Origin of the sequence: Neoroseomonas lacus (genome assembly GCF_014644535.1) — a bacterium.
In the GTDB taxonomy this organism is placed as follows: domain Bacteria; phylum Pseudomonadota; class Alphaproteobacteria; order Acetobacterales; family Acetobacteraceae; genus Neoroseomonas; species Neoroseomonas lacus.
Window position 1 is genome coordinate 294,977 of sequence record NZ_BMKW01000002.1, and the last position, 25,127, is coordinate 320,103.

General features: G+C 66.1%; 22 protein-coding genes. 19 read left to right on the top strand and 3 right to left on the bottom strand.

Annotation, left to right across the window (positions count from 1 at the left end; translation table 11 throughout):
- Nucleotides 1-26: 26 nt before the first annotated feature.
- The 3 genes from IEY36_RS04800 to cydB are packed head-to-tail and all read left to right on the top strand — an operon-like array spanning nt 27 to nt 4,760.
- Nucleotides 27-2,327, top strand: a complete 2,301-nt coding sequence (locus IEY36_RS04800; RefSeq protein ID WP_188965786.1) for an FdhF/YdeP family oxidoreductase — start codon at nt 27-29, stop codon at nt 2,325-2,327.
- Between the two features lie 2 nt (nt 2,328-2,329).
- A complete protein-coding gene (locus IEY36_RS04805; protein WP_188965787.1) occupies nt 2,330-3,715 on the top strand; it encodes a cytochrome ubiquinol oxidase subunit I in 1,386 nt (461 codons plus the stop codon).
- Nucleotides 3,716-3,719: 4 nt separating this feature from the next.
- Nucleotides 3,720-4,760, top strand: coding sequence for a cytochrome d ubiquinol oxidase subunit II (gene cydB / locus IEY36_RS04810; RefSeq protein WP_188965788.1), 1,041 nt, complete (start codon nt 3,720-3,722; stop codon nt 4,758-4,760).
- Nucleotides 4,761-5,357: 597 nt separating this feature from the next.
- On the opposite strand, the gene IEY36_RS04815 is transcribed toward cydB, so the two are convergent.
- A complete protein-coding gene (locus IEY36_RS04815; protein WP_188965789.1) occupies nt 5,358-6,923 on the bottom strand; it encodes an ABC transporter substrate-binding protein in 1,566 nt (521 codons plus the stop codon).
- Nucleotides 6,924-7,525: 602 nt separating this feature from the next.
- Between IEY36_RS04815 and IEY36_RS04820 the strand changes: the two genes are divergently transcribed.
- Nucleotides 7,526-8,311 carry an alpha/beta hydrolase gene (locus IEY36_RS04820; protein WP_188965790.1) on the top strand — a complete coding sequence of 262 codons (786 nt, stop codon included), beginning with the start codon at nt 7,526-7,528 and terminating at the stop codon, nt 8,309-8,311.
- A gap of 80 nt (nt 8,312-8,391) precedes the next feature.
- The gene (locus tag IEY36_RS04825) at nt 8,392-8,820 is read left to right on the top strand and encodes an organic hydroperoxide resistance protein (RefSeq protein ID WP_188965791.1); all 429 of its coding nucleotides are present in this window, start codon (nt 8,392-8,394) and stop codon (nt 8,818-8,820) included.
- A 150-nt stretch (nt 8,821-8,970) separates the two neighbouring features.
- On the opposite strand, the gene IEY36_RS04830 is transcribed toward IEY36_RS04825, so the two are convergent.
- Nucleotides 8,971-9,618 carry a response regulator transcription factor gene (locus IEY36_RS04830; protein ID WP_188965792.1) on the bottom strand — a complete coding sequence of 216 codons (648 nt, stop codon included), beginning with the start codon at nt 9,616-9,618 and terminating at the stop codon, nt 8,971-8,973.
- A gap of 298 nt (nt 9,619-9,916) precedes the next feature.
- Between IEY36_RS04830 and IEY36_RS04835 the strand changes: the two genes are divergently transcribed.
- Complete coding sequence (locus tag IEY36_RS04835; RefSeq protein ID WP_188965793.1) at nt 9,917-12,646, top strand: ATP-binding protein; 2,730 nt, start codon at nt 9,917-9,919, stop codon at nt 12,644-12,646.
- Nucleotides 12,647-12,668: 22 nt separating this feature from the next.
- On the opposite strand, the gene IEY36_RS04840 is transcribed toward IEY36_RS04835, so the two are convergent.
- Nucleotides 12,669-13,331 (bottom strand): helix-turn-helix domain-containing protein, encoded by a 663-nt coding sequence (locus IEY36_RS04840; protein WP_229681132.1) that lies wholly within the window; start codon nt 13,329-13,331, stop codon nt 12,669-12,671.
- Between the two features lie 158 nt (nt 13,332-13,489).
- Here IEY36_RS04840 and mdcA point away from each other — a divergent pair, with 158 nt between their 5' ends.
- The 13 genes from mdcA to mdtN all read left to right on the top strand — a co-directional run bounded on the left by mdcA (nt 13,490) and on the right by mdtN (nt 25,075).
- Nucleotides 13,490-15,280, top strand: a complete 1,791-nt coding sequence (gene mdcA / locus IEY36_RS04845) for a malonate decarboxylase subunit alpha (RefSeq protein WP_229681133.1) — start codon at nt 13,490-13,492, stop codon at nt 15,278-15,280.
- Nucleotides 15,281-15,292: 12 nt separating this feature from the next.
- The gene (mdcC, locus tag IEY36_RS04850; protein ID WP_188965794.1) at nt 15,293-15,607 is read left to right on the top strand and encodes a malonate decarboxylase acyl carrier protein; all 315 of its coding nucleotides are present in this window, start codon (nt 15,293-15,295) and stop codon (nt 15,605-15,607) included.
- Nucleotides 15,604-16,518: a biotin-independent malonate decarboxylase subunit beta gene (locus IEY36_RS04855; protein ID WP_188965795.1), complete on the top strand. Its 915-nt coding sequence runs from the start codon at nt 15,604-15,606 to the stop codon at nt 16,516-16,518. Before mdcC ends, IEY36_RS04855 begins: the two co-directional genes overlap by 4 nt.
- Nucleotides 16,505-17,230: a biotin-independent malonate decarboxylase subunit gamma gene (locus tag IEY36_RS04860; protein ID WP_188965796.1), complete on the top strand. Its 726-nt coding sequence runs from the start codon at nt 16,505-16,507 to the stop codon at nt 17,228-17,230. Before IEY36_RS04855 ends, IEY36_RS04860 begins: the two co-directional genes overlap by 14 nt.
- Nucleotides 17,223-17,912, top strand: coding sequence for a malonate decarboxylase holo-[acyl-carrier-protein] synthase (gene mdcG, locus IEY36_RS04865; RefSeq protein WP_188965797.1), 690 nt, complete (start codon nt 17,223-17,225; stop codon nt 17,910-17,912). Before IEY36_RS04860 ends, mdcG begins: the two co-directional genes overlap by 8 nt.
- Nucleotides 17,909-18,787 (top strand): triphosphoribosyl-dephospho-CoA synthase MdcB, encoded by an 879-nt coding sequence (gene mdcB, locus IEY36_RS04870; protein ID WP_188965798.1) that lies wholly within the window; start codon nt 17,909-17,911, stop codon nt 18,785-18,787. The genes mdcG and mdcB overlap by 4 nt, the downstream gene beginning before the upstream one ends.
- Nucleotides 18,784-19,719, top strand: coding sequence for an AEC family transporter (locus IEY36_RS04875; RefSeq protein WP_188965799.1), 936 nt, complete (start codon nt 18,784-18,786; stop codon nt 19,717-19,719). The genes mdcB and IEY36_RS04875 overlap by 4 nt, the downstream gene beginning before the upstream one ends.
- Entirely contained in the window at nt 19,716-20,654 is a 939-nt protein-coding gene (locus IEY36_RS04880) for an acyltransferase domain-containing protein (RefSeq protein WP_229681134.1), read from the top strand. Before IEY36_RS04875 ends, IEY36_RS04880 begins: the two co-directional genes overlap by 4 nt.
- Before the next feature lie 122 nt (nt 20,655-20,776).
- Nucleotides 20,777-21,577 carry an acetoacetate decarboxylase family protein gene (locus IEY36_RS04885; protein ID WP_188965800.1) on the top strand — a complete coding sequence of 267 codons (801 nt, stop codon included), beginning with the start codon at nt 20,777-20,779 and terminating at the stop codon, nt 21,575-21,577.
- A gap of 30 nt (nt 21,578-21,607) precedes the next feature.
- Nucleotides 21,608-23,329: a ubiquinone-dependent pyruvate dehydrogenase gene (gene poxB, locus IEY36_RS04890; protein ID WP_188965801.1), complete on the top strand. Its 1,722-nt coding sequence runs from the start codon at nt 21,608-21,610 to the stop codon at nt 23,327-23,329.
- Between the two features lie 27 nt (nt 23,330-23,356).
- On the top strand, nt 23,357-23,743 hold the full coding sequence (locus IEY36_RS04895) for a tautomerase family protein (RefSeq protein ID WP_188965802.1): 387 nt from the start codon (nt 23,357-23,359) through the stop codon (nt 23,741-23,743).
- Nucleotides 23,744-23,756: 13 nt separating this feature from the next.
- Complete coding sequence (locus IEY36_RS04900; protein WP_188965803.1) at nt 23,757-24,029, top strand: YtcA family lipoprotein; 273 nt, start codon at nt 23,757-23,759, stop codon at nt 24,027-24,029.
- Nucleotides 24,026-25,075, top strand: coding sequence for a multidrug transporter subunit MdtN (mdtN, locus tag IEY36_RS04905; protein WP_188965804.1), 1,050 nt, complete (start codon nt 24,026-24,028; stop codon nt 25,073-25,075). The genes IEY36_RS04900 and mdtN overlap by 4 nt, the downstream gene beginning before the upstream one ends.
- Nucleotides 25,076-25,127 lie beyond the last annotated feature (52 nt).

Consider the following 25,127-nt stretch of genomic DNA (forward strand, 5'->3'; position numbering starts at 1 on the left):
CACGTTCCTCACCACCGGAGGGCCCGATGTCGGAAAAGCCACGTATTCGACGCTATGACGAGCCGGCCGGCGGCTGGGGCGCCTTGTGGGCCGTTGGAAGCCATTTGATCGAGCAGGATATCCCCATCAAGGGTGCCACCACCCTACTGCGCATGAATCAACCCGAGGGATTCGACTGCCCCGGCTGCGCCTGGCCCGACCCGAAGCACACTTCGTCCTTCGAGTTCTGCGAGAACGGCGCGAAGGCCATCGCCTGGGAGGTCACGACCAAGCGCTGCACGCCCGAGTTCTTCGCGGAACACAGCGTCACCGATCTGGGTGGCTGGAGCGACTATCAGCTCGAGATGGCCGGGCGCCTCACACACCCCATGACGTATGACGCAGCAAGCGACCGTTATGTGCCGATCGGCTGGGACGATGCCTTCGCGACCATCGCGCGGCATCTGATCGCGCTGCCCGACCCCAACATGGCGGAATTCTACACCTCGGGCCGGACGTCGAACGAGGCCGCCTTCCTGTATCAGCTCTTCGTCCGGGAATTTGGCACCAACAATTTCCCCGACTGCTCGAACATGTGCCACGAGGCAACCAGCGTCGGCCTTCCGCAATCGATCGGGGTCGGCAAGGGAACCGTGCTGCTCGAGGATTTCGACAAGACCGACTGCATCTTCATCTTCGGCCAGAATCCGGGCACCAACAGTCCGCGGATGATGACAAGCCTGCGAGACGCCTCGCGCCGCGGGGTGCCGATCATCTCGTTCAATCCCTTCCGCGAACGTGCGCTCGAACGCTTCCAAGCACCGCAGAATCCGGTCGAGATGCTTTCCTTGACCTCGACACCGATCAGCGAGGCGTTGCATCAGGTCCGGGTCGGTGGCGACATTGCCGTCCTCAAGGGCCTGATGAAGGTGATGGTCGAGGAGGATGAACAGACCCGCAAAGAGAATACGGGCCCGATCCTCGACTGGGACTTCATCCGAGGCCACACGACAGGCGTAGAGGCGCTCATCGTCGACCTGAAGACGACCACCTGGCCGGATATCGAGGCGCGGTCTGGGCTCCAGCGGTCTGCCATCGAGGAAGCCGCGCACATCTACATGCGTGCGCAGCGCGCCATCGTCGTCTATGGGATGGGGCTGACGCAGCACCGCCATGGCGCGCGCAACGTTCAGCAACTCGCCAATCTCTGCCTGCTGCGCGGCAATATCGGGAAGGACGGTGCCGGGATCTGCCCGGTGCGCGGCCATTCCAATGTTCAGGGTGACCGCACCGTCGGCATCACCGAGATTCCGACGCCGGAATTCCTTTCGCGGCTGGGATCTCATTTCGGGTTCACGCCGCCCCAGGCCCATGGCCACAACGTCGTCACCGCGCTGGAGGCGATGGGGCGCGGCCAGTCGCGCGTCTTCTTCGCCATGGGAGGCAATATCGCCGCGGCCATCCCGGACTGGCAGGTCACCCATGCCGCCTTCCGCGGCCTCGACCTGACAGTGCATGTCTCGACCAAGCTCAACCGCAGCCATCTGGTGCACGGGAAGGCGGCACTGATCCTGCCCTGCCTCGGCCGCACAGAGATCGACCGCCAGGCGGGCGGCCGGCAATCCGTCAGCGTCGAGGATTCGATGTCGATGGTTCATGCCTCGCGCGGGATGAACCGCCCCGCTTCGGAGCACCTGAGGAGCGAGCCGGCCATTGTCGCCGGTATTGCCCGCGCGACGCTCGGCAAGCGCTCGGTGGTCGATTGGGAGGGGATGGTGGCCGACTACGACCGCATCCGCGACGCCATCGAGGCGGTCTTCCCCATTTTCCAGGGCTACAATGACCGCATCCGGGTTCCCGGCGGCTTCCATCTGACCTCAATGGCACGCGAGCGCATCTGGGCGACGCCGTCCGGCAAGGCCAATCTCCTGCTCTATGATGGCCTCTCCGAGGATCCCGACCCGGAGGATGCCGAAATCCTCTGGCTGACCAGTGTCCGCAGCCACGACCAGTACAACACGACGATCTATTCCATGTCCGACCGCTACCGCGGCGTCTTCGGCCGGCGCGACGTGCTGTTCATCAGCGAGGCCGAGATCGCCCGGCGGGGCCTCTCACCCGGCGATCGTGTCGACCTCGTGACAGAATCGTCCGATGGGATCGAGCGCGCCGTACACGGTTTCGAACTCGTCCCCTACGCTTTTCCCGACCGGAGCTGCGCCGCCTACTACCCGGAGACCAATCCGCTGGTGCCGCTCGGGGCCTACGATCCCATGAGCTTCACGCCGTCCTACAAGGGCATACCGATCCGCATCCGGCGCGCCCAGCCCGCGACGGAGGTGCGCTGAACATGGACGCGGTTATACTCGCGAGGCTGCAATTCGCCTTCACCGTCGGCTTCCACATCTTGTGGCCGACCTTCACCATTGGGCTGGCGGGATTCCTGGCGCTGCTCAGCGTTCTGTGGTGGCGCACCGGACGGCCTGTCTATCGTGACCTGTTCCGGTTTTGGAGCCGGATCTTCGCTCTGGCCTTCGGCATGGGCGTGGTGACCGGCCTTGTGCTCAGTTACCAGATAGGCACCAATTGGGCCGGCTTCTCCCGCGCTGTGTCCAATGTCATCGGACCGCTCTTCGCCTATGAGGTGCTGACCGCCTTTTTCCTCGAAGCTGGCTTCATCGGCATCATGCTTTTCGGCGAAGGTCGCGTCAGCCGGGGCGCCCATGCCTTCGCCTGCTGCATGGTGTCATTCGGCACGCTGCTCTCGGCAACTTGGATCCTCGCCGCTAACAGTTGGATGCAGACGCCGGCTGGTGCGGTGGCCGATGCCGACGGCATCTTCCATGTTGTCGACTGGTGGAGCGTCGTCTTCACGCCCTCCTTCCCACACCGCCTCGCCCATATGGTCGTGGCGAGTTTCATCACGTCGGCCTTTGTCATCGCCGGCGTCTCCTGCTTCCACCTCTGGCGCGGCCGCCATCCGGAGGCGAGCCGGCTGGGACTTTCCCTCGCCATGTGGATGGCGCTGATCCTGACCCCGACCCAGATCCTGCTGGGCGACATGCATGGGCGGAACACCTTGGTCCATCAGCCAACCAAGCTGGCCGCAATGGAAGGGCTCTGGCAGACCACCCGCGGCGCTCCGATGACAATCATCGCCTGGCCGGATATGGAACAGGCGCGCAATCTCTATGCGATCGAGGTGCCGCATCTGGCGAGCCTCTACCTGACTCATTCGTGGAACGGCGAGGTACGAGGCCTCGATGCCGTGCCGCGCGCAGACTGGCCGAACGTGCCGATCGTCTTCTTCGCGTTCCGCATCATGGTGGGCATCGGCGTCGTGCTGTTGGCAACGGCGGTGACGGGCGCAATCCTGCGCCTGCGCGGTCGGCTCTACAGCAGTCGCTGGTTTCATTTCCTGGCCATGGGAACCGCGCCGCTCGGCTTCATCGCGGTGCTTGCCGGCTGGACCACGACAGAGGCTGGGCGTCAGCCCTGGGTCGTCTACGGCGCGCTCCGCACCGCCGATGCGGTGTCACCGGTCGCAGCCCATGCGGTGCTGCTGAGCCTGCTGCTCTTCGTTGTGATCTACGCGGCGCTGCTGCTGGTCTTTCTATGGTTCATCGCACGCATCCTGTTGCGCGGACCGCAGATTCTCGGCCCCGGCGCGCCCGTGCCTGCGCGCCGGCCGACCGTGATGGCCGGGACCGTGGCCGACCTCAATCCGGGAGACTAAGCCAATGCCGATCGAGATTGCGGCCAACCTGCCGGTCCTGTTCGCGGCGCTCGTAGCCTTCTGTGTTGTCGTCTATGTGCTCGCCGACGGCTTCGACATTGGCGTCGGCATTCTGCTCCTTCTGGCCCCGCGTCCGGCCGAGCGGGACATGATGCTGGCGAGTGTCGAGCCGACCTGGGACGGCAACGAGACTTGGCTCGTCATGGGCGGGGTCCTGCTGTTGGCGACCTTTCCGGCCGGCTACTACGTCCTGCTGCCGGCCTTCTACCTGCCGATCATCTTCATGCTCTTCGCCTTGGTCATGCGGGGCGTCGCGTTCGGCTTCCGCCAGGAGTCGGTCGACTTGCAGAGGGTGTGGGACGTGGTCTTCGCCGGCGGTTCGCTCGTCGCGGCGCTGTGCCAGGGAATTGTCCTCGGTGGGCTCATCACCGGCGTCACGATGCGCAATGGCGCCTTTGCCGGCGGTACTTTCGACTTCCTCACGCCTCTGGGGCTGGCCTGCGGGTTGGGGCTGGTCGGCGGTTATGCGCTGCTCGGCGCCGGATGGCTGATCATGAAGACCGGCGGGCAGACGCAGCTGTTTGCACGTGAGGTTGCGCATTCGGCCCTGATCCTCACGGCGGCCATGCTGTGCACCGTCAGCGGGCTGAGCGCCCTTCTGGTACCCGAGGTCGCAGCCCGCTGGATCTCCTGGCCCGACAGCCTGTGGCTGGCGCCGGCACCGATCGTGACTGCTGTCGCGCTGGTCACAGCGTGGCGGCGCATCTGGACCGGGCGGGACGGCCTGCTGTTCCTGATGGGGTTGGTAGTCTTCGCCATGGGCTTTGTGGGTTTGGTCGCCAGTCTCTGGCCCTATGTGGTGCCGCGACACGTCACAATCTGGGACGGGGTCGCTGATCGCCAATCGTTGGTCTTCATCGGGGTCGGCGTAGCCTGCGTATTGCCTGTCGTCCTCGCCTACCAGGCGCACGCCTATCGCGTGTTCCGCGGCAAGGTGAGGCCCGGCCAGGGATATGGTGCAGCGGCCAGTGCCAGTGAGCCCTGACTCCGCCGCGCCGAACGGGATCCAGCATGCACTAACGTCCCCCCTGAAATGAATCTCTCCGGGTCGTGTCCCGTGACGTGGTGTAGGAGCGCCCTGGTCTCCTGAGCGGGTGTGAGCCGCGGTCAGGTTGCCAGGGCGGGCAGGCTGACGTTGGGAGCATCGCTGATGGCGCGAGGGTCAAGGCTCATATAGCGGCGCTAATGGCCCAGACACCCGACGAGGCCTACGGGCTGGCCGGGATGATGAGATTGGCGGCCTGACGACAACCAAGACCGAGCTCAGCCAGGCCGTCAAACTGTCCGACAGAATGAGACCACCTTATCAGGCCGCCGGCGGCGCCCATGCGCACCGCGCCGGACGTCACGATGCCCCCGGCGCGCGCCAGATGGGCAGCACCACGGCGTCGGGCAATGTCTCGTGCAGGCGCTCGATCGGGCGGGCGAGTTCGCGGTACATCGCGGCCTAATTGCAGCACCTCCTCGTCCTCCACCGGCCCGCTCCCCCACCGGCCACCCGGAGCGCGCGCTGGTCCGCCGGCTCAACCTGCTGCCTTCGTGAGGACGGCCTTCCCGTCCTCCGCCTCGTCCGCGCCACGCTTCAGAGCGCGGGGCGCGCCGCCATGGCACGCGTAGTCTCGTCCATCCGTGCCTCGTAGGTCACGCCGCGCCGCGTCGCCCAGCTGTTCACCAGATGAAACAATGGGATGACGGCGACATCCTCCATAGCCATGCGCACCACCTCGTGCAGCACGACCTCGCGCTCGCCGTCATCGAGGATGGTCGTCGCGCGATCCACCAGTGCATCCATTGCCGGGTTGGAATACCGCCCGATATTGGACGCGCCGCGCCGCTGTTCGCGGTTGTATGTGCCCATGATGTGAATGGCGGCAAAGGAGGCCTCGCCGGTCGAGGATCCCCAACCGCTCAGCCGCATACCGAATTCCTGCCGCGAGCTGCGTCCGGAGAAGGATGCCCAGGGCAGCGCCGCGACCTCGGTGCGGATGCCCACGCGCGTCCACATTTGCGCAATGGCCTGCGCCGTGCGCGCGTCGTTCGGATAGCGGTCGTTGGGCGTATGCAAGGTCAGGCGGAAGCCCTCCGGGAAGCCGGCCTCGGCCAGCAGGCGGCGCGCTGCCTCGGGATCGAAAGCGGGCACCGGGACAGCCGGGTTGAAGGAGTAGACGCCGGGCGGCAGCCACTGGCCCGAGGGCACAGCGCTGCCTTCCATCACGCGCTCGGCCAGCGCTTCGCGGTCAATGGCGGCGGACAGCGCACGGCGCACGCGCAGGTCGCGGAACGGATTGCCGGCGATGGGCTGGCCGGCATGGTCTGACACGCCCGGCACGTTGTCGTCGCGTGAGAAATCTGCCTGCAGGCAGATCATGCGGAGGCCCTGGACCTGATGCAGCGCCACCCGCGCATCGCGCCGCAGCCGGTCGACGTCCGATGACGGCACCTGGTCGATCAGGTCCACATCGCCAGCGATCAGCGCGGCGGTGCGCGCGGAATCATTGGCGATCACGCTCCAGGTGGCGCGCGCCCAGTGCTCGCGCGGGCCCCAATAGGCGTCGTTGCGCTCGAATTCCACGCGTGAGCCGGGCATGTGTGAGCGCAGCCGGTAGGGGCCGGTGCCGATGGCGGCGCGTCCGGCATTGTAGTCCTCGGTGCTCGCCGCTTGGCCGGCATGGCGCGAGACGATGAAGATGTAGGAGAGGTCGACCGGCAAGAGCGGGTGCGGCGCGTGCGTGGTGATGCGCAGCGTCAGCGGGTCGGCAACCTCGACGCTCTTGATCATGCGCAGGAAGCCGCCGAAGCCGCCGGGGCTGTTGGGCACGTTGGACGCGCGGGAGAAGGTGAAGACCACGTCGTCCGCCGTGAAATCCCGCCCATCATGCCACTTCACGCCCGGACGCAGCCGGAACTCCCACACGGTGGATGATACGGCGCGCCAGGATTCCGCCAGGCCCGAATAGGGGCGCACCAGCGCGTCGCGTTCGACCAGGCGTGAGAAGATGTGCGAGGCCACCGCGGTATTCGGCGCCGCGTTGAAGAAATGCGGGTCGAGCGAGGTCGAGGGTGCGCCGACCCCCATGATCAAGGTCTGCGCCGCCGCCGGCGCGGGCAGGACGGCGGCCGCGAGCAGGGCGATGAGGGTGTGGCGCATGCGGTTCACCTCGGCCGATGGGGCTTTCAACATGCCACGTCGCCGGGGCCGGGCGCAGCCCCGGAATGGTCCGTGCCACCGGCCGGGCCGCGCGCGTCAGCCGCCAGCGTCGTTCAGCGCCCAGTCGTAGTCGTGCCCCGCGATCGTCGTGGCAGAAGCCAGCCGCGCGGCCAGCGGCGGGGCGGCCAGGCTGCGCAGATGCGTGACCAAGCCGGCATAGCCTCCGAGTCGGGCTTCGCGCCCATCGTGTCGGCGATGTCGATACCGACGCTCAGCTAGGCGCCCGCGCCGAAATCGCCGGCACGGGCGGCGCATTGCTTGCGACGGTGCTGCTGGCGATCCGGGCCTCGGCGGCATAATCGTGCCACCAACCGGGCGCGGATCCGCGTCGCTGTATAACTTCTGAGTCAGGCTCTCAGCCCGTGAATCCCTATCTGGTGCAGGTCACCCGAATGGGGCGAAAGAGTCGACGACGGTGACGGGGATTCCCGAAAGAGCGGAGAGCAGCATGGAAGCCTCGAGGCAGCGTTGTGCCCACCAATGCAACGCATGTCGTCTCGGCGCTCATCCGAGACATCCGCCACAATTGATGAGGTGACCTTATGCCAACCCGCCGCGCCACTGCCGCCCTGATCCCTGCCGCGGTTCTTGCTCTCGCCGGACCGGCAGCCGCGCAGGCCATCCCGATCAGGAACGTCGTTCTTGTGCATGGTGCCTGGGTGGATGGCTCCGGCTGGAAGCCAGTCTATGAACTCCTCCGGCGGAGGGATCTGAACGTCTCCATGGTCCAGGAACCTGAAACCTCCTTCCGCGCCGATGTCGACGCGGCCCGGCGCGTGCTCGACATGCAGAATGGGCCGACGATCCTGGTTGGGCATTCCTATGGGGGATCGATTGTCACCGAGGCCGGCGTGCACCCGAAGGTTGCCGGCCTCGTCTATATCGCCGCCCACGCGCCTGATGTCGGCGAGGATGAGGCCGCCTTGGGCAGAAGGATGCCCAGCGTGCTCGCGCGGACGGAAGGTGCGATCAAGCGCACCCCCGATGGCTACACCTATCTGGACCCCGAACTGTTTCCGCGGCTCTTCGCGCCTGACCTGCCGCGCGAGCGGGCTGAGTTCGTCGCCCGTTCTCAGGTGTTCGCCAAGGCAGAGGTGTTCAGCACCCCGCTGACCGAGGCCGCGTGGAAGACCAAGCCGAGCTGGGGCATCGTCGCGGGCAACGACCAGATCATCAATCCCGACCTTGAACGCTTCTATTACGAGCGTGCCGGCGCACCCTTCATCGTCATCCCGGGCGCGAGCCACTCCGTCTATGAATCCCATCCCGTGCAGGTTGCCGCGGTCATTGAGGAAGCCGCGCGAAAAGCTCTGGAAAGAACGCGATAGGCATCGCCGGATCCGCCCCGCGCCGTTCGCCGGGGCGGGCCGCCTTCTGTGAAGCAGGGCCGTCAACTCAGGAAAGACCGATGACGATCATCCTCTATGCGACCAGGGTTTCCGCGGCTGGCGGTCGGAAAGGCCGGATCCACAGTGCGGACGGCATACTGGATCTGCAGCTTGCCATTCCAAAGGAACTGGGCGGCATGGGTGGCGCAACGAATCCGGAGCAGCTCTTTGCCGGAGGCTATGCGGCCTGCTTCGAGAATGCGCTGCTGCGCGTCGGGCGCCAATCAGGCCATCGCTTCGCTGACGGCGATGTCGAGGTGATCGCCGAGATCGGCCTCAGCCGCAACGAAGCCGGCGCCTTCGTGCTGCATGCAGCGCTCGCCGTGACCATCGCGAGCGTCGATCAGGGCACAGCCGAGACGCTTGTGCGCGGTGCTGACGACATCTGTCCCTATTCCAACGCCATCCGCGGCAATGTCGAAGTCGCCATCTCAGTCGCCGTGCGATGACGACGCAGCGGGGCGAGGGATCAGCGTCGCTCTAGCAGGCCAGGAAAATTGGCTGCAGCCGTTCCAGCGAACGATACAAGAGGATTGCGTACTGCCCGCGTTTGAACACGCCTTCCGAGTCGGAGGAGTTTGACGCAAATGGAGCGCGCGTCATTGCGCGCGATCGTCGCGTCTGTGCGTATGGCGGACCGGAATACCCAATTCATACGCGACGCGGACAAGGTCGGCGAGGGAAGTCGCTTGCATTTTCTGCATGATCCTGCCGCGATGGATCTGCATGGTGACCTCGCTGATGCCGAGTTCAGCCGCGGCCTGTCTGGTTCGGAGCCCGCTGACCACAAGTGGCAATATCTCCCGTTCCCGGGCGGTGAGGTTGGCATAGCATCCCCGCATGACGGCAAGCTCCTGGCGATCGCGCCGCGCGGCCCGGTCCTGCGTGATCGCGGCCGCAATGGACGCCAGGAGTTCCGACGCGTCGAATGGCTTCGTTAGGTAGTTTACGGCGCCTGCCTTCATGGCGCGCACCGAGGATCGAATGTCGCCGTGGCCGGTAATGAATATGATCGGTGGATGGCCGTCTCCTGCCTGCTCCTGGAACTCCAAGCCGTTAATGTCAGGGAGGTTGACGTCAAGGACCAGGCAACTTGGCTCGTCAGATCGCCGATGCTCCAGATAGTCGGAGATCGAATGGAAAGCTTTCGACGAAACGCCGATTGCTGACAGAAGCTCGCCCAGCGCCTCGCAAATACGCCGATCATCATCGACGATATAGACGATCCCACTCTGCATCTGAGTCATGCGTCGTCCAAAATTGTGGGCAGAGTGAAGTCGGGAATCGCCGGATGCGCCCAAATCCTCGACAGTCGACACCGGGCGCGAACCACGCACTGCGCCTGCCTGATGATACTTATCGTCGCTGATAGCACGGCCCTCAAAACACCTGCCTTGTCATTCTATTCCGGGATCAGAGTCATAGAAATCCATAATAGACGCCTGCCATGCTTCGTCTATTTAGACCTGTGGCTGGGAAAGCGTCGCTCGCAACGCTGGACCCCTCGTGGGCATACACCGGAACGTGGGACGGGAGGCGCTTGGCATGCAGGCCGACGGAGCCTTTCGAGTAGCCCTTCCCGCGTACGTCCATGGCGGCTGGGTGATCGACACGGCTCGACGGGAAATGCGTAACGGCGGTGTGGTCTCGCCCTTGGGCGGCCGCGCCTTCGACATCCTGCATCTCCTGGTCAGCGCCAACGGCCATCTCGTCGCCAAGTCTGCACTGATGGCCGAGGTCTGGCCCGGGGCAATCGTGGAGGAGAACACCCTCCAGGTGCATATCCGCGCTATCCGCAAGGCTTTGGGGGCCGATCATGGCCTGCTCCGCTCGGTATGGGGGCGTGGCTACACCCTCTCGGGTGATTGGCGACGGCGAGACGACACCGCCCCCGCCGCGCCTCCGACCGCCGAAATCGCGGTCACGCCCCCCTTTGCGAGGGGCAGTGGCGACATTCCCTTGGCGCCGGGTCCGCTCATCGGCAGGACTGATGCGCTACGTCGGCTGGATGATTATCTGTCCGCCTACCGCCTCGTCACGCTCACTGGTCCCGGCGGTATCGGCAAAACCCGTCTCGCGCTCGAAGCGGCGGGACGCCTGGCAAAGAGGTCCGATCAGGATGTGCGCTTCGTCGATCTTGCCGCCCTGAGAGATCCCGGCGTGGTCCACTCAGCCCTTGCCGTCGCCGTCCGGCTCGACCTCGGCACCGCCGATGCTTCGCCGGCACGGATCGCGGAAGCAATTGGTGATCGCGCGATCCTGATCGTACTGGACAACTGCGAACATGTCCTCGAAGCGAGCGCCTCCATGGCGGACGCCATCCTGCGGCGCTGTCCAAACGTGCACCTTCTCGCAACGAGCCGCGAGATGCTGCATATCGACGGCGAGTTCTGCTTTCGTGTCCCGGCGCTCGACACACCGCCCGAGCGTTTGCGAGATCCTCGGGTCCTCGCGGAACACAGCGCCGTCCGATTGCTGCTGTCGCAGATCGCCGCCCAGCGCGGTGAAGGGTCGATTGGCGATGCGGACATGCCGGGTTTGGCTGCGATATGCCGCAGGCTGGACGGGATTCCCCTTGCCCTTGAACTCGCGGCCGGCCGGATCGCATCGCTCGGCACTGCCCCCGTCCTGGCACGGCTCGATGAGCGATTCAGCTTACTGACCGGAGGCCGCCGTACCGCGCTGCCGAAACACCGCACGCTGCGCGCGACCCTCGACTGGAGCTATGACCTACTGGACGCGTCGGATCAGAGGCTGCTGCGGGCCATGTCGGTGTTTCCCGCTTCCGCGACCATGGATGCGGTCCTGGCCGTGGCTGGCAATGTCGTTGGCGACGCCAGCACCGTCGTGGATGGACTTTCCAACCTGGCGGCGAAGTCGATGATCACGCTCGAAGATGCGGCGGGCCGCTCGCAGTGGCGCCTGTTGGAGACGACGCGCGCCTACGCCATGGAGTGCCTGACGGAGGCCGGCGAACTGAATGGAGTGAGGCGGCGGCATGCCGCGCATGTCCATGGCCTCATTGTCGCAGCCACCTCGGCCGGGGCAGCCCAGTCGGACCTCGCGCGGCTGGAGCTGGAACTGGATAATGTCAGGGCGGCCATCGCCTGGTCGTTCGGACCCGACGGAGATCCGCTCATCGGCGTAGAGCTGACTGCGGCCTATGTCCCCGTATGGTTGGCCCTCCTCCTCGCCGCCGAGTGCGCTGATGCCGTTCGTCGAGCCTTGGGGTTCTTCGAGTCTGGTTTGGCCGTGGATGACATCTCCGCGATCGATCTGCGCACGAATCTCGCGTCAGCGATGTTATACAGCTTGGGGCCGGCTGATCACGCGGGTGAGGTCCTGAAGCGGGGGCTCGGACTCGCCGAGCAGAGCGGCAACGCCGAAGCGCAAATGCGCGCGCTGAAAGCAACTTGGAGTTTGCATATCAATGAGGGCCTCTTTGAAGAGGCATACCAGGCCGCTCAGCGGCTTTCCCAGCTTGCCGAGAGGCGCGGGAATCCTTCGGACACGAGGGCAGGACTAAGGTTCCGGGGGACAGCATTGCATTATCTTGGGCGCCAGACCGAGGCGCGCCTACTGTTGGAGCGCGCGCTTGAAGCACGGCAAACGAGCCGGGAACCAGAGCGCGCGACATGGTACTTCGCGCGCGCCATGCTCGCGCGCGTCATGCTGCTGCAGGGCGACGTAGAGTCGGCACAAAGCACAGCGGAGGAAAGCCTCGAAGAAGCCCATCGAACGGGGAGCAAGCTTTCGATCTGCCACGCCTTACGCAATGCGGTCTTCCCAGTGGCGCTCACGTCGGGGAACTTGTCGCGTGCAGAATCAGCCATTGCGCTCCTCTCCGAACTCACCAACCTCAGCGGCATTACCTTCTGGCACGGTTGGGCGCAGTGCCTGCAAGGCCAGTTCGAACTAAGGCGTGGGCAACCGGCACGCGCAATATCGTTGTTGCGCGCCGGGATACAGCCCCGCGCCCGTGCGGGCTGGCAGATGCGCAACCCGGAATTCATGGGCAGCTTGGCCGAGGCGCTCGCGCTCAACGGTGATGTCGTTGACGCTTCCACAACCATCAGGCGTGCCATCGCACTTGCGGAGGCCGGTCGGGAGCTCTGGTGCCTTCCGGAGCTTCTGCGGATCGCCGGCGAACTGAGGAAGTCGCTGGGCCAGGACACCGAAGCGGAGATATGCGTCCGACGTGCCCTCGAAATGGCCCGCGAGCAAGGCGCCGTGCTTTGGGAGCAGAAGGCGGCAGAGAGCTTGGCCAACATCTAGTCCGCACGGCGTCGGGGAGCGATCAGAACCGGCTTGCTGCCGCGTTGGTCTCCGTCGGGGAAGAGACGCCGGCTTCGAACGACGCACCTGCGGCGGTCTCATCCCGCCCGCCCCGACGCCATTGATTGGGCGTCACGCCGACAACACGCTTGAAGACCGTCGTGAAATGCGCTTGCGTCTGGAAGCCGACCGCGAGGGCGATTTGCACGATCGGTTCGCGCGAATTGTGCAGAAGCTGGCGTGCGACAAGGATCCTGCGATGCGTGACGTAGTCATGCAGCCGTTGGCCTGCTGCGAGCCTGAACTGCGCCGCAAAATGCATTGCGCTGAGTCCAACGTGGCTCGCAACCTCGGCAAGCAGGATGCGGTCGCCGATGTTCGCGTCGATATGCATGACCACCTTGCGCAGCTTCCAGCGCGGCAAGGGAGAGATCCGTCGGCCGCCTCGCAGGCGCGGCTGCACCCGCAACGCCGAGAGGCATTCCATTAGTCGCCCGTGGAACGCTTCGGTGTAGTAGCCATGGATCACCTCCTCGGCCTGATCCTCCGGCAGGATCGCCCGGGCGAAGTGCATGATCGCGAGGTCCATCCGGCCGTCCGGAATTGACTGCTCCCAACTCACTTCCTGAGTCGAACACTCTTGCCAGTTCCCTGGGAACTGCGGGGGGGTGCCGATCGCGTGCATGGCGTCGATTCCTTCTGCTTGGCTCCTCAGGAGGGATCCAGACGTTGTCGCTGCCTGGACCCAAGGGGGCCCGGGACTGACCGTAGTTGTCGAGGGCCGTGGAATCCCGGACGCAATCCTGAAGAAACCTGAAGGCGTTCATCCGCGAGGATAGCGACATGCGAAGTGGCAAGTTCTGCGTGGGGTCGGAAAAGCCCGATCGCCGCAGCCGGTATCGTTCGACGCGGGACGACACGCAGTCGGGAGCGAGGGAAGAAGGTGGCACGAACCGAGATCCAGCGCCGTTTAGCGGGCCAAGTCTGATCATGAACGGTTGGAACAGACAGAAACAGGACCGGGATGCTCGCCTCGGCGCGGCGGCAACGTCGGCCTCCCGCAAGATTGTGGCGGCGGACCAAGCGAAGGCGCTGCTCGAGGCGGTCATCAGGCCCGGTGACAGGGTCTGCCTCGAAGGAGACAACCAGAAGCAGGCGGATTTCCTGGCGGAATGCCTCGCGGCCGTCGATCCCCAGCGCATCCACGACCTGCACATCGTCCAGTCGGGGCTTGTGCTCCAGGCCCATATCGATCTCTTTGAGAAGGGCATCGCGCGGAAGCTAGATTTTTCGTACTCCGGCCCGCAGGGCGCGGCCATTGCGCGCGCCCTGACCGGCGGGCGGATCGAGCTTGGCGCGATCCACACCTATATCGAACTTTTCGCTCGCTACTTCGTGGACCTGACGCCCCATGTCGCGTTGATTGCGGCGGTGGAGGCCGATCACGCCGGCAACCTCTACACCGGCCCGAATACGGAGGACACGCCGACCATCGTCGAGGCGACCGCCTTTAAGTCGGGCATCGTCATCGCCCAGGTCAATCGGATCGTCGATACGCTGCCGCGCGTGGACATACCTGGCGACCGCGTGGACTTCGTGATCCAGGTCGACCGTCCCTTCTATGTTGAGCCGCTGTTCACCCGGGATCCCGCGGCGATCACCGAAACCCAGATCCTGATGGCCATGATGGCGATCAAGGGCATCTATGCCGAGTATGGCGTCACGCGGCTCAACCACGGCATCGGCTTTCCCACTGCGGCGATCGAATTACTGCTGCCGACCTATGGCGAGACGCTCGGCCTGAAGGGCCGCATCGCGACCCATTGGGCGCTCAACCCTCATCCGACCTTGATCCCCGCCATTGAAAGCGGCTGGGTCCAGCAGGTCCACTGCTTCGGCAGCGAGGTCGGCATGGACAACTACATGTCGGCCCGCCCCGATGTGTTCTTCACTGGCCATGACGGGACGCTACGGTCCAATCGCTTGCTGTGCCAAACGGCCGGTCTCTACGCTTGCGACATGTTCATCGGCTCGACCCTGCAGGTCGATCTCATGGGCAACAGCTCCACTGTCACCACCGGACGTATCGCGGGTTTCGGCGGCGCACCAAACATGGGCTCGGACGCTCGCGGCCGTCGCCATCCGAGCCCCGCCTGGCTGAAGGCTGGACGAGAGGCGGTCGACGAACCCACGACACTCACGCGCGGGCGCAAGCTGGTGGTCCAGATCCTGGAGACCTTCGGCGACAAGATGACGCCGAACTTCGTCGAAACGCTCGACGCCGTCGCCATGGCGAAGGATCTGCATTTCGAACTCGCGCCGGTGATGATCTACGGCGACGACGTGACGCATATCGTCACCGAGGAAGGTATCGCCAACCTGCTGCTCTGCCGCGGTCCGGGCGAACGCGAGCAGGCGATACGCGGGGTGGCAGGCTACACCGAGGTCGGTCGCGGCCGCGACCCTGTGGCGGCAGAGGATCTACGCCGGCGCGGCATCATCCGTCGGCCGGAGGATCTCGGCATCGATCTCCTCGCGGTGAGCCGGCAGCTTCTTGCCGCGCGGTCCATCGAGGATTTGGCGCGTTGGTCGGGCGGTCTCTACCGGCCGCCCTCGCGCTTCCGGAACTGGTGAGGAGAGACTCGCATGGAGCAGTTCCAACTCCAGGGCAAGGCGGTGCGTCGGGCCGGCGGGACGCGGCGCCAGGCACTGACCGGCGTGAATGCGTCCGGCAATCTCGAGATCCTGGTGGAACGTGTGCTTGCCGACCACGAGTGCATGGTCGAGGTGACGACCGCTGTCGCCGGCTTCCGCGGAACCTGGGATGCGGTCGCGCAGGATTTCTTCACCCGCGCCTCGCCGGGCGGCCTGCGCTTTTCGATCAACGACGGCGGTGCGCGGCCCGATACCGTGATGCTGCGCTTGTTGCAAAGCGTGCGGCTGATGGAGCGCGAGCCATGATCGCCGCGGTTCAGATCGGTCGCGCCGATTGGTACGAGGCATCGGCACGAGATCGTATCGCCGGCCTTCTCGATGCAGGGAGCTTCGTCGAGTTCCTCGGTCCCGAGCAACGGATCATGAGCCCGCATCTGGCCCAGTTCGACCTGACCGGTGCCTTTGATGACGGCATCGCGGTTGGGCGCGGGACGCTCGATGGACAGGCGGTGCTGGTCGCGGCGCAGGAGGGTCGCTTCCTCGGCGGTGCCTTCGGCGAGGTCCATGGGGCGAAGCTCCTCGGTCTGTTGCGCGGAGCGCGCGAACGCCCGCCACGCGCCGTCCTTCTGCTGCTTGATACCGGCGGCGTCCGCCTGCAGGAGGCGAATGCCGGGGAACTCGCGATCTCCGAGGTCATCCACGCGATCCTGAACCTGCGCCGTTCCGGCGTTCCGGTCATAGCGCTGATCGGCGGCCGCGCCGGTGCCTTCGGCGGCGGCGGCATCATCACCGCCTGCTGCAGCCGCATCGTGGTGGCCGAGCATGCGCGGATCAGCGTCAGCGGTCCGGAGGTAATCGAGACCAACAAGGGTGTGGAGGAATTCGACTCCCGCGACCGCGCGCTGGTCTGGAGGGTCTGCGGCGCTCGATCACGCTACCTGCTGGGTGGCGCTGATGGCTACGTGACCGGCAGCATCGCCGCAATGCGCAAGGCGGCCGCCGCGATGATCGCCGATGTGCCGTCCTTTGGTATGACGATGCTGCAGGCCGAACAGCAGCGCCTCACGGACCGGTTGCATCGCTTCGGCGCCTGCCGCGATGCACCGGAGATCTGGCGGGCAGCCGGCCTGCCGGAGCCCGACCGCGTCGGCGACATTGATGACGAGGCGTTTCTTACCATGCCACGGATAGCGGGGGCGGATCATGACGCTCGATGAGGTTCTGGCCGCCCTGTTCCCTGGCGGCCATACGGTACAGCCTGGCCCTTTCGGCACCATCGACGGCACGGCGCGCATCAAAGGGGCGGGCGAGATCATCGTCGTTGGCATCGCCGGCGGCACGCCGCTCGGTATCGGCGGGGCCCTCCTGCTCGCGGGTCATGTCCTCGATGCCGTGCGGGCCGGCCGGAAGGAGCCGATCATCGTGCTGGTCGACACCTCCAGCCAGGCGATGGCGCGGCGCGAGGAACTGCTCGGGCTCAACGAATACCTAGCCCATCTTGCCAAGAGCCTGGCCTTCGCCGCGATGGAGGGGCACCGGACCGTCAGCGTGCTGTACGGCCCGGCCGCCGCAGGCGCTTTCATTGCCGCCGCTCTCTCCAGCCAGATCCTGGTCGCGCTCCCCGGCGCCGCGCCGAGCGTGATGGACCTGCCATCCATCTCCCGCGTCACCAAACTGCCGCTGGACCGCCTGGCGAGCCTGGCGCAGACAACGCCAATCTTCGCGCCGGGCGTTGTGCCGCTCCTCGCCACCGGAGCGGTGACGGAGGCGTGGCAGGCCGGCGATGACTTCGCCGCGCGTTTGGCCGTGCTGCTCGCGGGCGACCATGCGGCGGTGGATACGCGGGACCAGCTTGGGTTCGAGCGGCATGGCCGCCTGCTGGCTGGGGAGGTCGCACGACAGGTCGCCGCGGCCGCCGCCCATGACTGATATTCGTGACAGGTCCTGGCAGCGGCACGATCTGCTTCAGGTGGCGCCCGTGGCTTGGCGCCTCGCCCTTGGCAGCGCGCCCCTTGTCGCCGAGCTGCCCTTCGTGCGTGGTTGGTCCGAGCGCGGCTGGCCCGTCATCCTGCGCCGACACGCCGAGCATGAGGATAGCGACCTCGTGCCAGTCGGTCTGCCGCTGCCGCCCGGGGCAGGGCGACATCGCGTGGCACTCCTGCTGCCACGCGCGGCGATCCTGCATATCCGGCGACCGCCAACTCTCCGGGCGGCGGCCTGGGCAGCCGACCCGGCCTGGCGTGCGACGATCAATGCCCTGCTCGAGCTGGGCGAACGGCGACACGTCGAACCTGCCGTCGTCGGCAGCCTGCTGTGGCAGCACCTCACGGGCCTGCCGTACCTGACGCCCAGTTCGGATCTGGATCTCCTCTGGCCGATCCGGTGCCTTCGCGACGCGTATCCGTTGCTGGACGGCATCGCCCGCGTTCAGCAGACCGCGTGCCTGAGGATAGACGGCGAATTGATCCTGCCCGACAGCACGGCCGTGCAGTGGCGCGAGCTTTGGAATGCGAGGCTGGGCTCGGACGATGCCGAGATCCTCGGAAAGAGCCTGGCTGGTGTGCGGCTAATCGCGCGGAGCAGCGTTGTGCCATCCGGGTACGACGCATGATGGCCGCGCCGTCTCGCCGGCTTGCTGCCATTCCGCCGCGGCCCGAAGCCTCGCGCCTCATTGCCGATTGCGCGGTGGACGCGCTGCTGAAGGAACTTGACGCCTGGCCGAAGCCGGGTCTGGTGAGCCGCATCGACAGTGGCAGCCACAAGGATATGGACGCCGACATGTTGGCGGAGAGCGCCGAGGCGCTGCGCCCGTTCTTCGCCGAACTCGCACTGGCCGGGCAGGCTGGCGCGGCGATGGGTGAATTACGGGCGATCGGACTACGCGCCGAGACGGCGATGCTCGCGGCGACGGGCGGTGTGAACACGCATCGCGGTGCGATCTTCGGACTAGGGCTGCTGTGCGCCGCCGCGGGGCAAATGGGGCGCGCGATCGTGCCGTCCGGCCTGGGCGAGGTGGTACGGCGATGCTGGGGGCATGAGATAATGCGCGGCCCAGTGCCGCTCTTCAGCCATGGCACCGCCGCGCTACGGCAATACGGCGCTGGAGGCGCGCGGGCCGAAGCCGCCAGCGGCTTCCGCAGCGTCCACGACATCGGCCTGCCGGCCTTGCGTCGGGGTCGCGCGCTGCAGCCAAAGGACCGGGATGCGGCGGCCGTCCACGCATGCTTTGCCCTCATCGCACGCGTGCAGGACACCAACCTGCTGCATCGCGGCGGGGTGTCCGGGCAACGCATGGCTGCCACGATGGCAGACTTCTTTCTGCGGTGCGGCGGGGTCGGAAACAGGGATTGGCGCGCGCGGGCGACGGCGGCCCATGCGGTCTTCGTCGCTCTGGGCCTGAGCCCGGGCGGCTGTGCCGACCTACTGGCCATGACACTGTTCGTCGACACCGTCGGCAGCTTGGGCGGCCTGGACGCGCCGCAATGACAACCATCCTGCTCAATGCATTGGCGCCGATCTTCGCCGTCATGGCGCTCGGCTACCTGGCGGGCTGGATGCGGGACATCGACAATCGTCATGTCGGAGAACTGACCGCGCTGGTGATGGACTTTGCGTTGCCTGCCTCCCTCTTTGCCGCCACCGCCGCGACGCCACGCGCCGTGTTGCTGGACCAGCTACCACTCGTTGGCGTCTTCGCTGGTTCGATGCTGCTGCTGTATACGGTGTCCTTCGCAATGCAGCGCACGCTGTACGGCCTCGGCGCAGCGGCGGCATCCGTGCAGGCCCTGACGGTGGCGCAGCCCAACTATGCCGCCGCGGGTCTGCCGCTGAGCGCTGCCGTCTTCGGTCCGGCCGGCACCCTCTATGTGGCGCTAGCCCTCGCCACGGCCTCCATTGTGCTGTCACCTCTCACGCTCGCCGTCCTCGAAGCCGGCAGTGCCAGGGGTCCCCGCGCAGCCGGACCTGCTGGTGTGATCCGGGCCATCAGCCGTTCGCTGTGCAAACCGGTCGTGCTGGCGCCACTGGCCGGCATCGCCATCTCTCTGCTCGGTATCGAGCTGCCCGATGCGGCGGAACGCTCCTTTGCGCTGATCGGCCAGACGGCTGGGGGCGTTGCACTGTTCCTGACCGGGCTAATCCTCTCTGCCCAGCGCACCGCACTGGGCACCAATGTCTGGAGCGGCGCGCTTTTGAAGAACGTCGCGCACCCCGTGCTTGCTATGGTGCTGCTTGCGGCGCTGCCCCTGGATGCCGAGGCACGGCGAGCGGCGATCCTGCTCTGTGCCTTGCCATCCGGCTTCTTCGGCGCGCTGTTCTCCTTGCGGTACGGCGTCGATTCTGGCCTAGCCGGATCGACGCTGATCGTCAGCTCCCTCGCCAGCGCCATCACCCTTCCCATCGCACTGATCCTGACGTGACTGATCGCCCTTTGGCGATCCTGTGCTCCGGTCAGGGCGCGCAGAATCCGGGGATGTTCGACCTGGTCGCGACCTGCTCCGAGGCGGAACCCGTTTTCGCCGCTGCGTCACTGATCCTCGGGCAGGACCCGCGCGATTTCGTGCACAGGGCGGATGCGGCGGACCTTTACTCGGACCGGATCGGTCAGATCCTCTGTTGCACGGCTGCGATGGCGGCATGGGAAGCGCTCGGATCGGCGAAACCGCGCTCCACGGTCATGGCAGGCTACAGCGTTGGCGAGGTCGCGGCCTGGGGCTGCGCCGGCGCGATCGACGTCGAGCCGCTGCTCCGCCTGGTACAGCAGCGGGCAGTGCTCATGGACAACGCGGCCCCGGCCGATGGCCGCCTCGTCGCCATCGTCGGCCTGCGCCGCGCGACCTTGGAGAGCATCGTCACGCGTCACGCGGTCTCCATCGCGATCATCGACGACGTGGATACTTTCGTCATCGGCGGTGCCGGAACCGATCTCGATGCGGCCTGCCAGGATGCCGCGGCGGCGGGCGCAAGGCGGGTGGTGAGGCTACGGGTTGCGGTCCCATCGCACACACCACGGCTGGGCTCTGCGTCGGCGCCGTTCCGGGAGGCGCTGCGCGCGACGGCGCCGCGCCTTCCGGCCTCAGCTTGCCGATTGCTGAGCGGCATCGACGGCACAAGCGTGCGGGACATCGAGGCCGGTGCCGACAAACTCGCGCGCCAGATCTCCTGCACGATCGACTGGGCGGCATGCCTGGAAAGCTGCCAGGCCTGCCTTGCGGAGGCCGCGTTGGAGCTTGGGCCTGGGACAATACTGAGTCGTGGAGCTGCGGCGTGGTTCCCGGCTCGAAACCTGCGCGCGGTCGAGGATTTTCGCAGTATCGCCGGCCTGCGCGACTGGGTCCAAGCGGCGACGCGCTGACGCCGGATCCGCACGACGCATGGGAACCGGCAATCCCGGCGTGCTGCACGAAATATCCCAAGCCCTGCGCGAGACGAAGATGCGGCACCGCGGTCGAGGCCGCCCAGGAAGGATCTGATCCGATGCTGCAGGGCTTCACCGTCCCGCTGACGCCGCAGGGCAACTCCGCGCTCACGCCGCCGCCGCCCTGGCATTATTCGAGCGACTGCATGGCGATCGAGTACTGGGCCGACCCGGCGGCGGTCGCGGCGCTGCTGCCGCCCGGCATGGTGCCGGATACCGCGTCGATGGGCCGGTGCTTCCTATGGTTCCTCGACTGGCAGTTCACCGGATCCAATGACGAGCTCACGGATCCCGCCCGTTACCAGTACCGGGAGGCCTTCATCCTCGCCGAGGCTCGCTTCGAGGGAATGGCGGTCAACTACTGCCCCTTCATCTTCGTCGACAATGATGCCGCCCTTGCGCGTGGTTGGATCCAGGGCTTTCCGAAGAAGCTTGGCAGCATCTTCCAGACCCGCAGCTTCGCTGCGCCGAGCCCGGCGGCCGCGCCGCTCGCGACGGGCAGTCGGTTCGGCGCCAGCGTCTCCGCGCATGGGGAACGCATCGCGACAGCACGTATCCAGCTTGAGGAGGCGATCGCCGACCCTACGACCGTCTTCAGGCGCCCGACGACGATCCGTCGCTATTTTCCGCGCCTGACTCTGACCGATCGCGACAAGCCGCCAGTGAACGAACTGACACTTTCTCTGACCGACAACCTGACCATCGTCGACCTTTGGGCGGGCTCCGCCGAGCTCCAGCTTCCTGAGGTGCGCGGCGAGGAGATGCACACCCTCGCCCCGCTCAAGGTCGGTCGCGGCTATCGCTTCAGCATGGCCTATTCCGTGACCGATCTGCAGATCCTCAAGGACTACACGGCGTGACGGCCAACAACTGGTTCGGGGAGCAGTAGGATGAGCACGAGCGCTGCCGACTATCTCGCGAGGACGCTGGCCGATATCGGCGTGCGTCGCATCTATGGCGTGGTGGGTGACTCCCTGAACGGCTTCACCGATGCGCTGAGGCGACTCGGATCCATCGATTGGATCCATATGCGCCATGAAGAAGGTGCCGCCTTCGCCGCCGGAGCGGAAGCGCACCTGACAGGAAGCCTGGCCGTCTGCGCAGGCAGTTGCGGGCCTGGCAACCTTCATCTCATCAACGGTCTCTTCGACGCGCAGCGCAGCCGGGTACCGGTCCTGGCTATCGCGGCCCACATCCCGAGCAGCGAAGTCGGCATCGACTATTTCCAGGCTACGCATCCCGAATTGCTGTTCAAGGAATGCAGCCATTACACGGAGCTGGTGAGTCACGCGGAGCAGCTTCCGCAGGTTCTGGCACGGGCCGTGCGCGTGGCAGTGGCAGAGCGTGGCGTGGCCGTCGTCGTCATCCCCGGGGACGTCGCCCTCCAGCCGCTCGACGCGCTCGCGCCATCATGGATGCTGCCAGCGCCGCCCGTCGTCCGCCCTGCCGAAGACACGCTGGCGGAATTGGCCGGGATGCTGAACGCAGGGGAGCGCGTAACCCTGTTCTGCGGTGCAGGCTGTCGCGATGCTCACGACACGGTCGTGGCATTGGCTGACGTGCTGAACGCACCGGTCGTCCATGCCCTGCGCGGCAAGGAGTACCTCGAATACGACAACCCGTTCGATGTCGGCATGACCGGCCTGCTGGGCTTCGGGTCCGGCTACCGCGCCATGATGGAATGCGACACGCTTCTACTGCTCGGCACAGATTTTCCTTACCGGCAGTTTTTTCCGAAGGGTGCGCGGATCGCGCAGGTGGATATTCGCGCTGCCGCGCTAGGCAATCGCTGTCCGATCGAACTCGGCGTCCTTGGGACCGTTGTCGACACGCTCGATGCATTGCTGCCGTTGATCGACCGGAAGGAAGACAGGACCCATCTCGACGCCGCACTCGCTGACTATCGCCGATCCCGCGGTGGTCTCGACGCGCAGGCGGTCGAGAAGCCAGACGGCCACGTGATCCATCCGCAATTGCTGTACCGCCTTGTCAGTGAACTGGCGACAGAGGATGCCATCTTCACCTGCGATGTTGGTACGCCGGTCGCCTGGTCCGCTCGCTATCTGGCGATGAACGGACGCCGCCGGCTCGTCGGCTCCTTCAACCACGGGTCCATGGCGAACGCCCTGCCGCATGCGATCGGCGCTCAGGCCCGCTTCCCGGACCGCCAGGTGATCTCCTTTTCGGGTGATGGCGGCTTCACAATGATGATGGGCGAGTTCGTGACCCTTCTGCAGCACGAACTTCCGGTGAAGGTCATCGTGCTGAACAACGGCACGCTCGGCTTCGTCGAGCTGGAGATGAAGGCATCGGGCTTCCTCGACGCCGGCTGTGACCTGAAGAATCCGAACTTCGCGCGGATGGCGGAGGCGATGGGCATCAAGGGTGTCCGCGTCGAAGCCCCCGGTGACTTGCGCGCAGCGGTGCAAGAGGTCCTCGCGCATGATGGCCCGGCCCTGCTCGATGTCGTCAGCGCACGCCAGGAGCTCGTCATGCCGCCGACCAAGACCCTGGGCGAGGCCCGCAGCTTCGGGATGTTCATGCTCAAGGCGGTGTTGGATGGCCGCGCTGGGGAGCTCATCGACCTCGCTCGGACGAACGCCTTCCGATAACCGCCGACGGATCCAGGAGTGGATGCGATGCCTCTCTACACAGTGATGACTGAGGCCAAGTTGCTTGACCAAGCGAAGCGATCGGACCTCGTGCGCAAGCTGACCACGCTGCATTCCGAAGCCGCCGGCGTGCCGCCCAGCTGGATCCATGTGGTTTTTCAGGACTACGCGCCCGGTCATGGTTTTACAGCCGGCGTACCTGCACCGGTACTGGCGCTGACGCTCGTCATCCGCACGGGTCGGTCGTCGGACTACAAGCGCGACCTCCTGCAACGCATCTGGGCGATCGTCCAAGTAACGACACGCCTGCCGGATGACCAGATCGTCCTCGATATCCAGGAAGTGCCGCCCAGCCAGGCCATGGAGATGGGCCGCACCATGCCGGACGTCGCCGATGTGTCGGCGGCGCCATAGGATGGCCCAGGCGATGACCGAAGCCCGGCGAGCCGCCCCTCTGGCCACGGTGCTGTTGACGGGATGCGCGCCGCAGGGCGCCCCGTCGCTCGTCCTGTTCGGGTCCTATTTCCCGGCCTGGATGCTCTGCGCGCTGATCGGAATTGCCGCCGCCTTGGCAGCACGCGCGGCCTTCATCCTGGTCGGCCTCGATGCGATCATGGCATTTCGGCTGTTCTCCTACAGCGCGATCGCCGTGACGGTCGCGGCTGTGTGCTGGCTGATCTGGTACGGTCCCGCGCCATGAGGGCGGTCGGGCTGCAACGCCGCAATCTCGTCGGCACCCTCCTGGCGCTGCTGCTGGTCGGTGCTGCCGTTGGCGTCGGCATCTATGTCGATCGCCGCGTCACCGCCTTCCCTTCGTCCGATGATGCGAGCATCGATGCGGATATCGTGCAGGTCGCGGCCACGGTCGGTGGCCGGGTGATCGAGATCCCCATTCGCGACAACCAGCTGGTGGCGCGGGGCGACCTGCTGTTTCGCATCGATCCAGAGCCCTACCAGCTTGCCGTGGATCGGGCCGAAGCAGCGCTCGCGATCTCGCGGGCGGCGCTGGACACAAGGCGGCGCGTGGTCTCGACTGAAACCACGGACGCCTCCATCGCGCAGGAGCAGGTCACTCGCGCCCAGACCAATCGCGACCTCGCCGCGCGGACCGTGGAGCGGCTGGGGCCGCTTGCCACTCACGGCTACGTTCCCGCACAGCAATTGGACCAGGCACAGGTCGCGCTGCGGGACGCGGATACCGCGCTGACCCAGGCGCGCGAACATGAGGCCGCGTCGCGCACCGCCATTGGCACCCTGGAGGGCGCCACCGCCGGCGTGCAGGCGGCCCAGGCGATGCTTGCCACGGCGCAGCGCGATCTGCGCCATACCCAGGTCCATGCCACCGTGCCCGGGCGGGTCACCGGGCTGACGAAGACTGTCGGCGAGATCCTGGCGCCGTCGCAGCCCCTGTTCACCCTTGTCAGCACCGCGGAATGGTTCGCCGTAGCAAATGTACGGGAAGTGGATCTGCGCAGGCTCACTGTCGGCGACTGCGCGACCGTCTTTTCGATGATTGATCGCCGGCACCCGATTGCAGGCCGCGTCGAGAGCATCGGTTGGGGCGTGCAGACAGATGACCGCATCAACCTGCCGCGCGCGCTTCCAGTCGTCGCACGAACCATGGATTGGGTCCGGGTCGCACAGCGCTTCCCTGTTCGCATCCGGCTGGAGGCGCCGCCGGAGCAACTGGTGCGCCTCGGCGCCACGGCCTCGATCGAGATCCGCCATGGCCCGGCCTGTCGTTAGCTCCGCGGTCTCCCCCAGGAGTCTGGCGCACCTGCTGGTGGTGCCGTCACCC

Excerpts from the sequence above, each read along its gene's own strand:
- IEY36_RS04800 (WP_188965786.1), top strand. The coding sequence starts at position 27 with ATGTCGGAAAAGCCACGTATTCGACGCTATGACGAGCCGGCCGGCGGC.
- IEY36_RS04805 (WP_188965787.1), top strand. The coding sequence starts at position 2,330 with ATGGACGCGGTTATACTCGCGAGGCTGCAATTCGCCTTCACCGTCGGC.
- cydB (WP_188965788.1), top strand. The coding sequence starts at position 3,720 with ATGCCGATCGAGATTGCGGCCAACCTGCCGGTCCTGTTCGCGGCGCTC.
- IEY36_RS04815 (WP_188965789.1), bottom strand. The coding sequence starts at position 6,923 with ATGCGCCACACCCTCATCGCCCTGCTCGCGGCCGCCGTCCTGCCCGCG.
- IEY36_RS04820 (WP_188965790.1), top strand. The coding sequence starts at position 7,526 with ATGCCAACCCGCCGCGCCACTGCCGCCCTGATCCCTGCCGCGGTTCTT.
- IEY36_RS04825 (WP_188965791.1), top strand. The coding sequence starts at position 8,392 with ATGACGATCATCCTCTATGCGACCAGGGTTTCCGCGGCTGGCGGTCGG.
- IEY36_RS04830 (WP_188965792.1), bottom strand. The coding sequence starts at position 9,618 with ATGACTCAGATGCAGAGTGGGATCGTCTATATCGTCGATGATGATCGG.
- IEY36_RS04835 (WP_188965793.1), top strand. The coding sequence starts at position 9,917 with ATGCAGGCCGACGGAGCCTTTCGAGTAGCCCTTCCCGCGTACGTCCAT.
- IEY36_RS04840 (WP_229681132.1), bottom strand. The coding sequence starts at position 13,331 with ATGCACGCGATCGGCACCCCCCCGCAGTTCCCAGGGAACTGGCAAGAG.
- mdcA (WP_229681133.1), top strand. The coding sequence starts at position 13,490 with ATGCGAAGTGGCAAGTTCTGCGTGGGGTCGGAAAAGCCCGATCGCCGC.
- mdcC (WP_188965794.1), top strand. The coding sequence starts at position 15,293 with ATGGAGCAGTTCCAACTCCAGGGCAAGGCGGTGCGTCGGGCCGGCGGG.
- IEY36_RS04855 (WP_188965795.1), top strand. The coding sequence starts at position 15,604 with ATGATCGCCGCGGTTCAGATCGGTCGCGCCGATTGGTACGAGGCATCG.
- IEY36_RS04860 (WP_188965796.1), top strand. The coding sequence starts at position 16,505 with ATGACGCTCGATGAGGTTCTGGCCGCCCTGTTCCCTGGCGGCCATACG.
- mdcG (WP_188965797.1), top strand. The coding sequence starts at position 17,223 with ATGACTGATATTCGTGACAGGTCCTGGCAGCGGCACGATCTGCTTCAG.
- mdcB (WP_188965798.1), top strand. The coding sequence starts at position 17,909 with ATGATGGCCGCGCCGTCTCGCCGGCTTGCTGCCATTCCGCCGCGGCCC.
- IEY36_RS04875 (WP_188965799.1), top strand. The coding sequence starts at position 18,784 with ATGACAACCATCCTGCTCAATGCATTGGCGCCGATCTTCGCCGTCATG.
- IEY36_RS04885 (WP_188965800.1), top strand. The coding sequence starts at position 20,777 with ATGCTGCAGGGCTTCACCGTCCCGCTGACGCCGCAGGGCAACTCCGCG.
- poxB (WP_188965801.1), top strand. The coding sequence starts at position 21,608 with ATGAGCACGAGCGCTGCCGACTATCTCGCGAGGACGCTGGCCGATATC.
- IEY36_RS04895 (WP_188965802.1), top strand. The coding sequence starts at position 23,357 with ATGCCTCTCTACACAGTGATGACTGAGGCCAAGTTGCTTGACCAAGCG.
- IEY36_RS04900 (WP_188965803.1), top strand. The coding sequence starts at position 23,757 with ATGACCGAAGCCCGGCGAGCCGCCCCTCTGGCCACGGTGCTGTTGACG.
- mdtN (WP_188965804.1), top strand. The coding sequence starts at position 24,026 with ATGAGGGCGGTCGGGCTGCAACGCCGCAATCTCGTCGGCACCCTCCTG.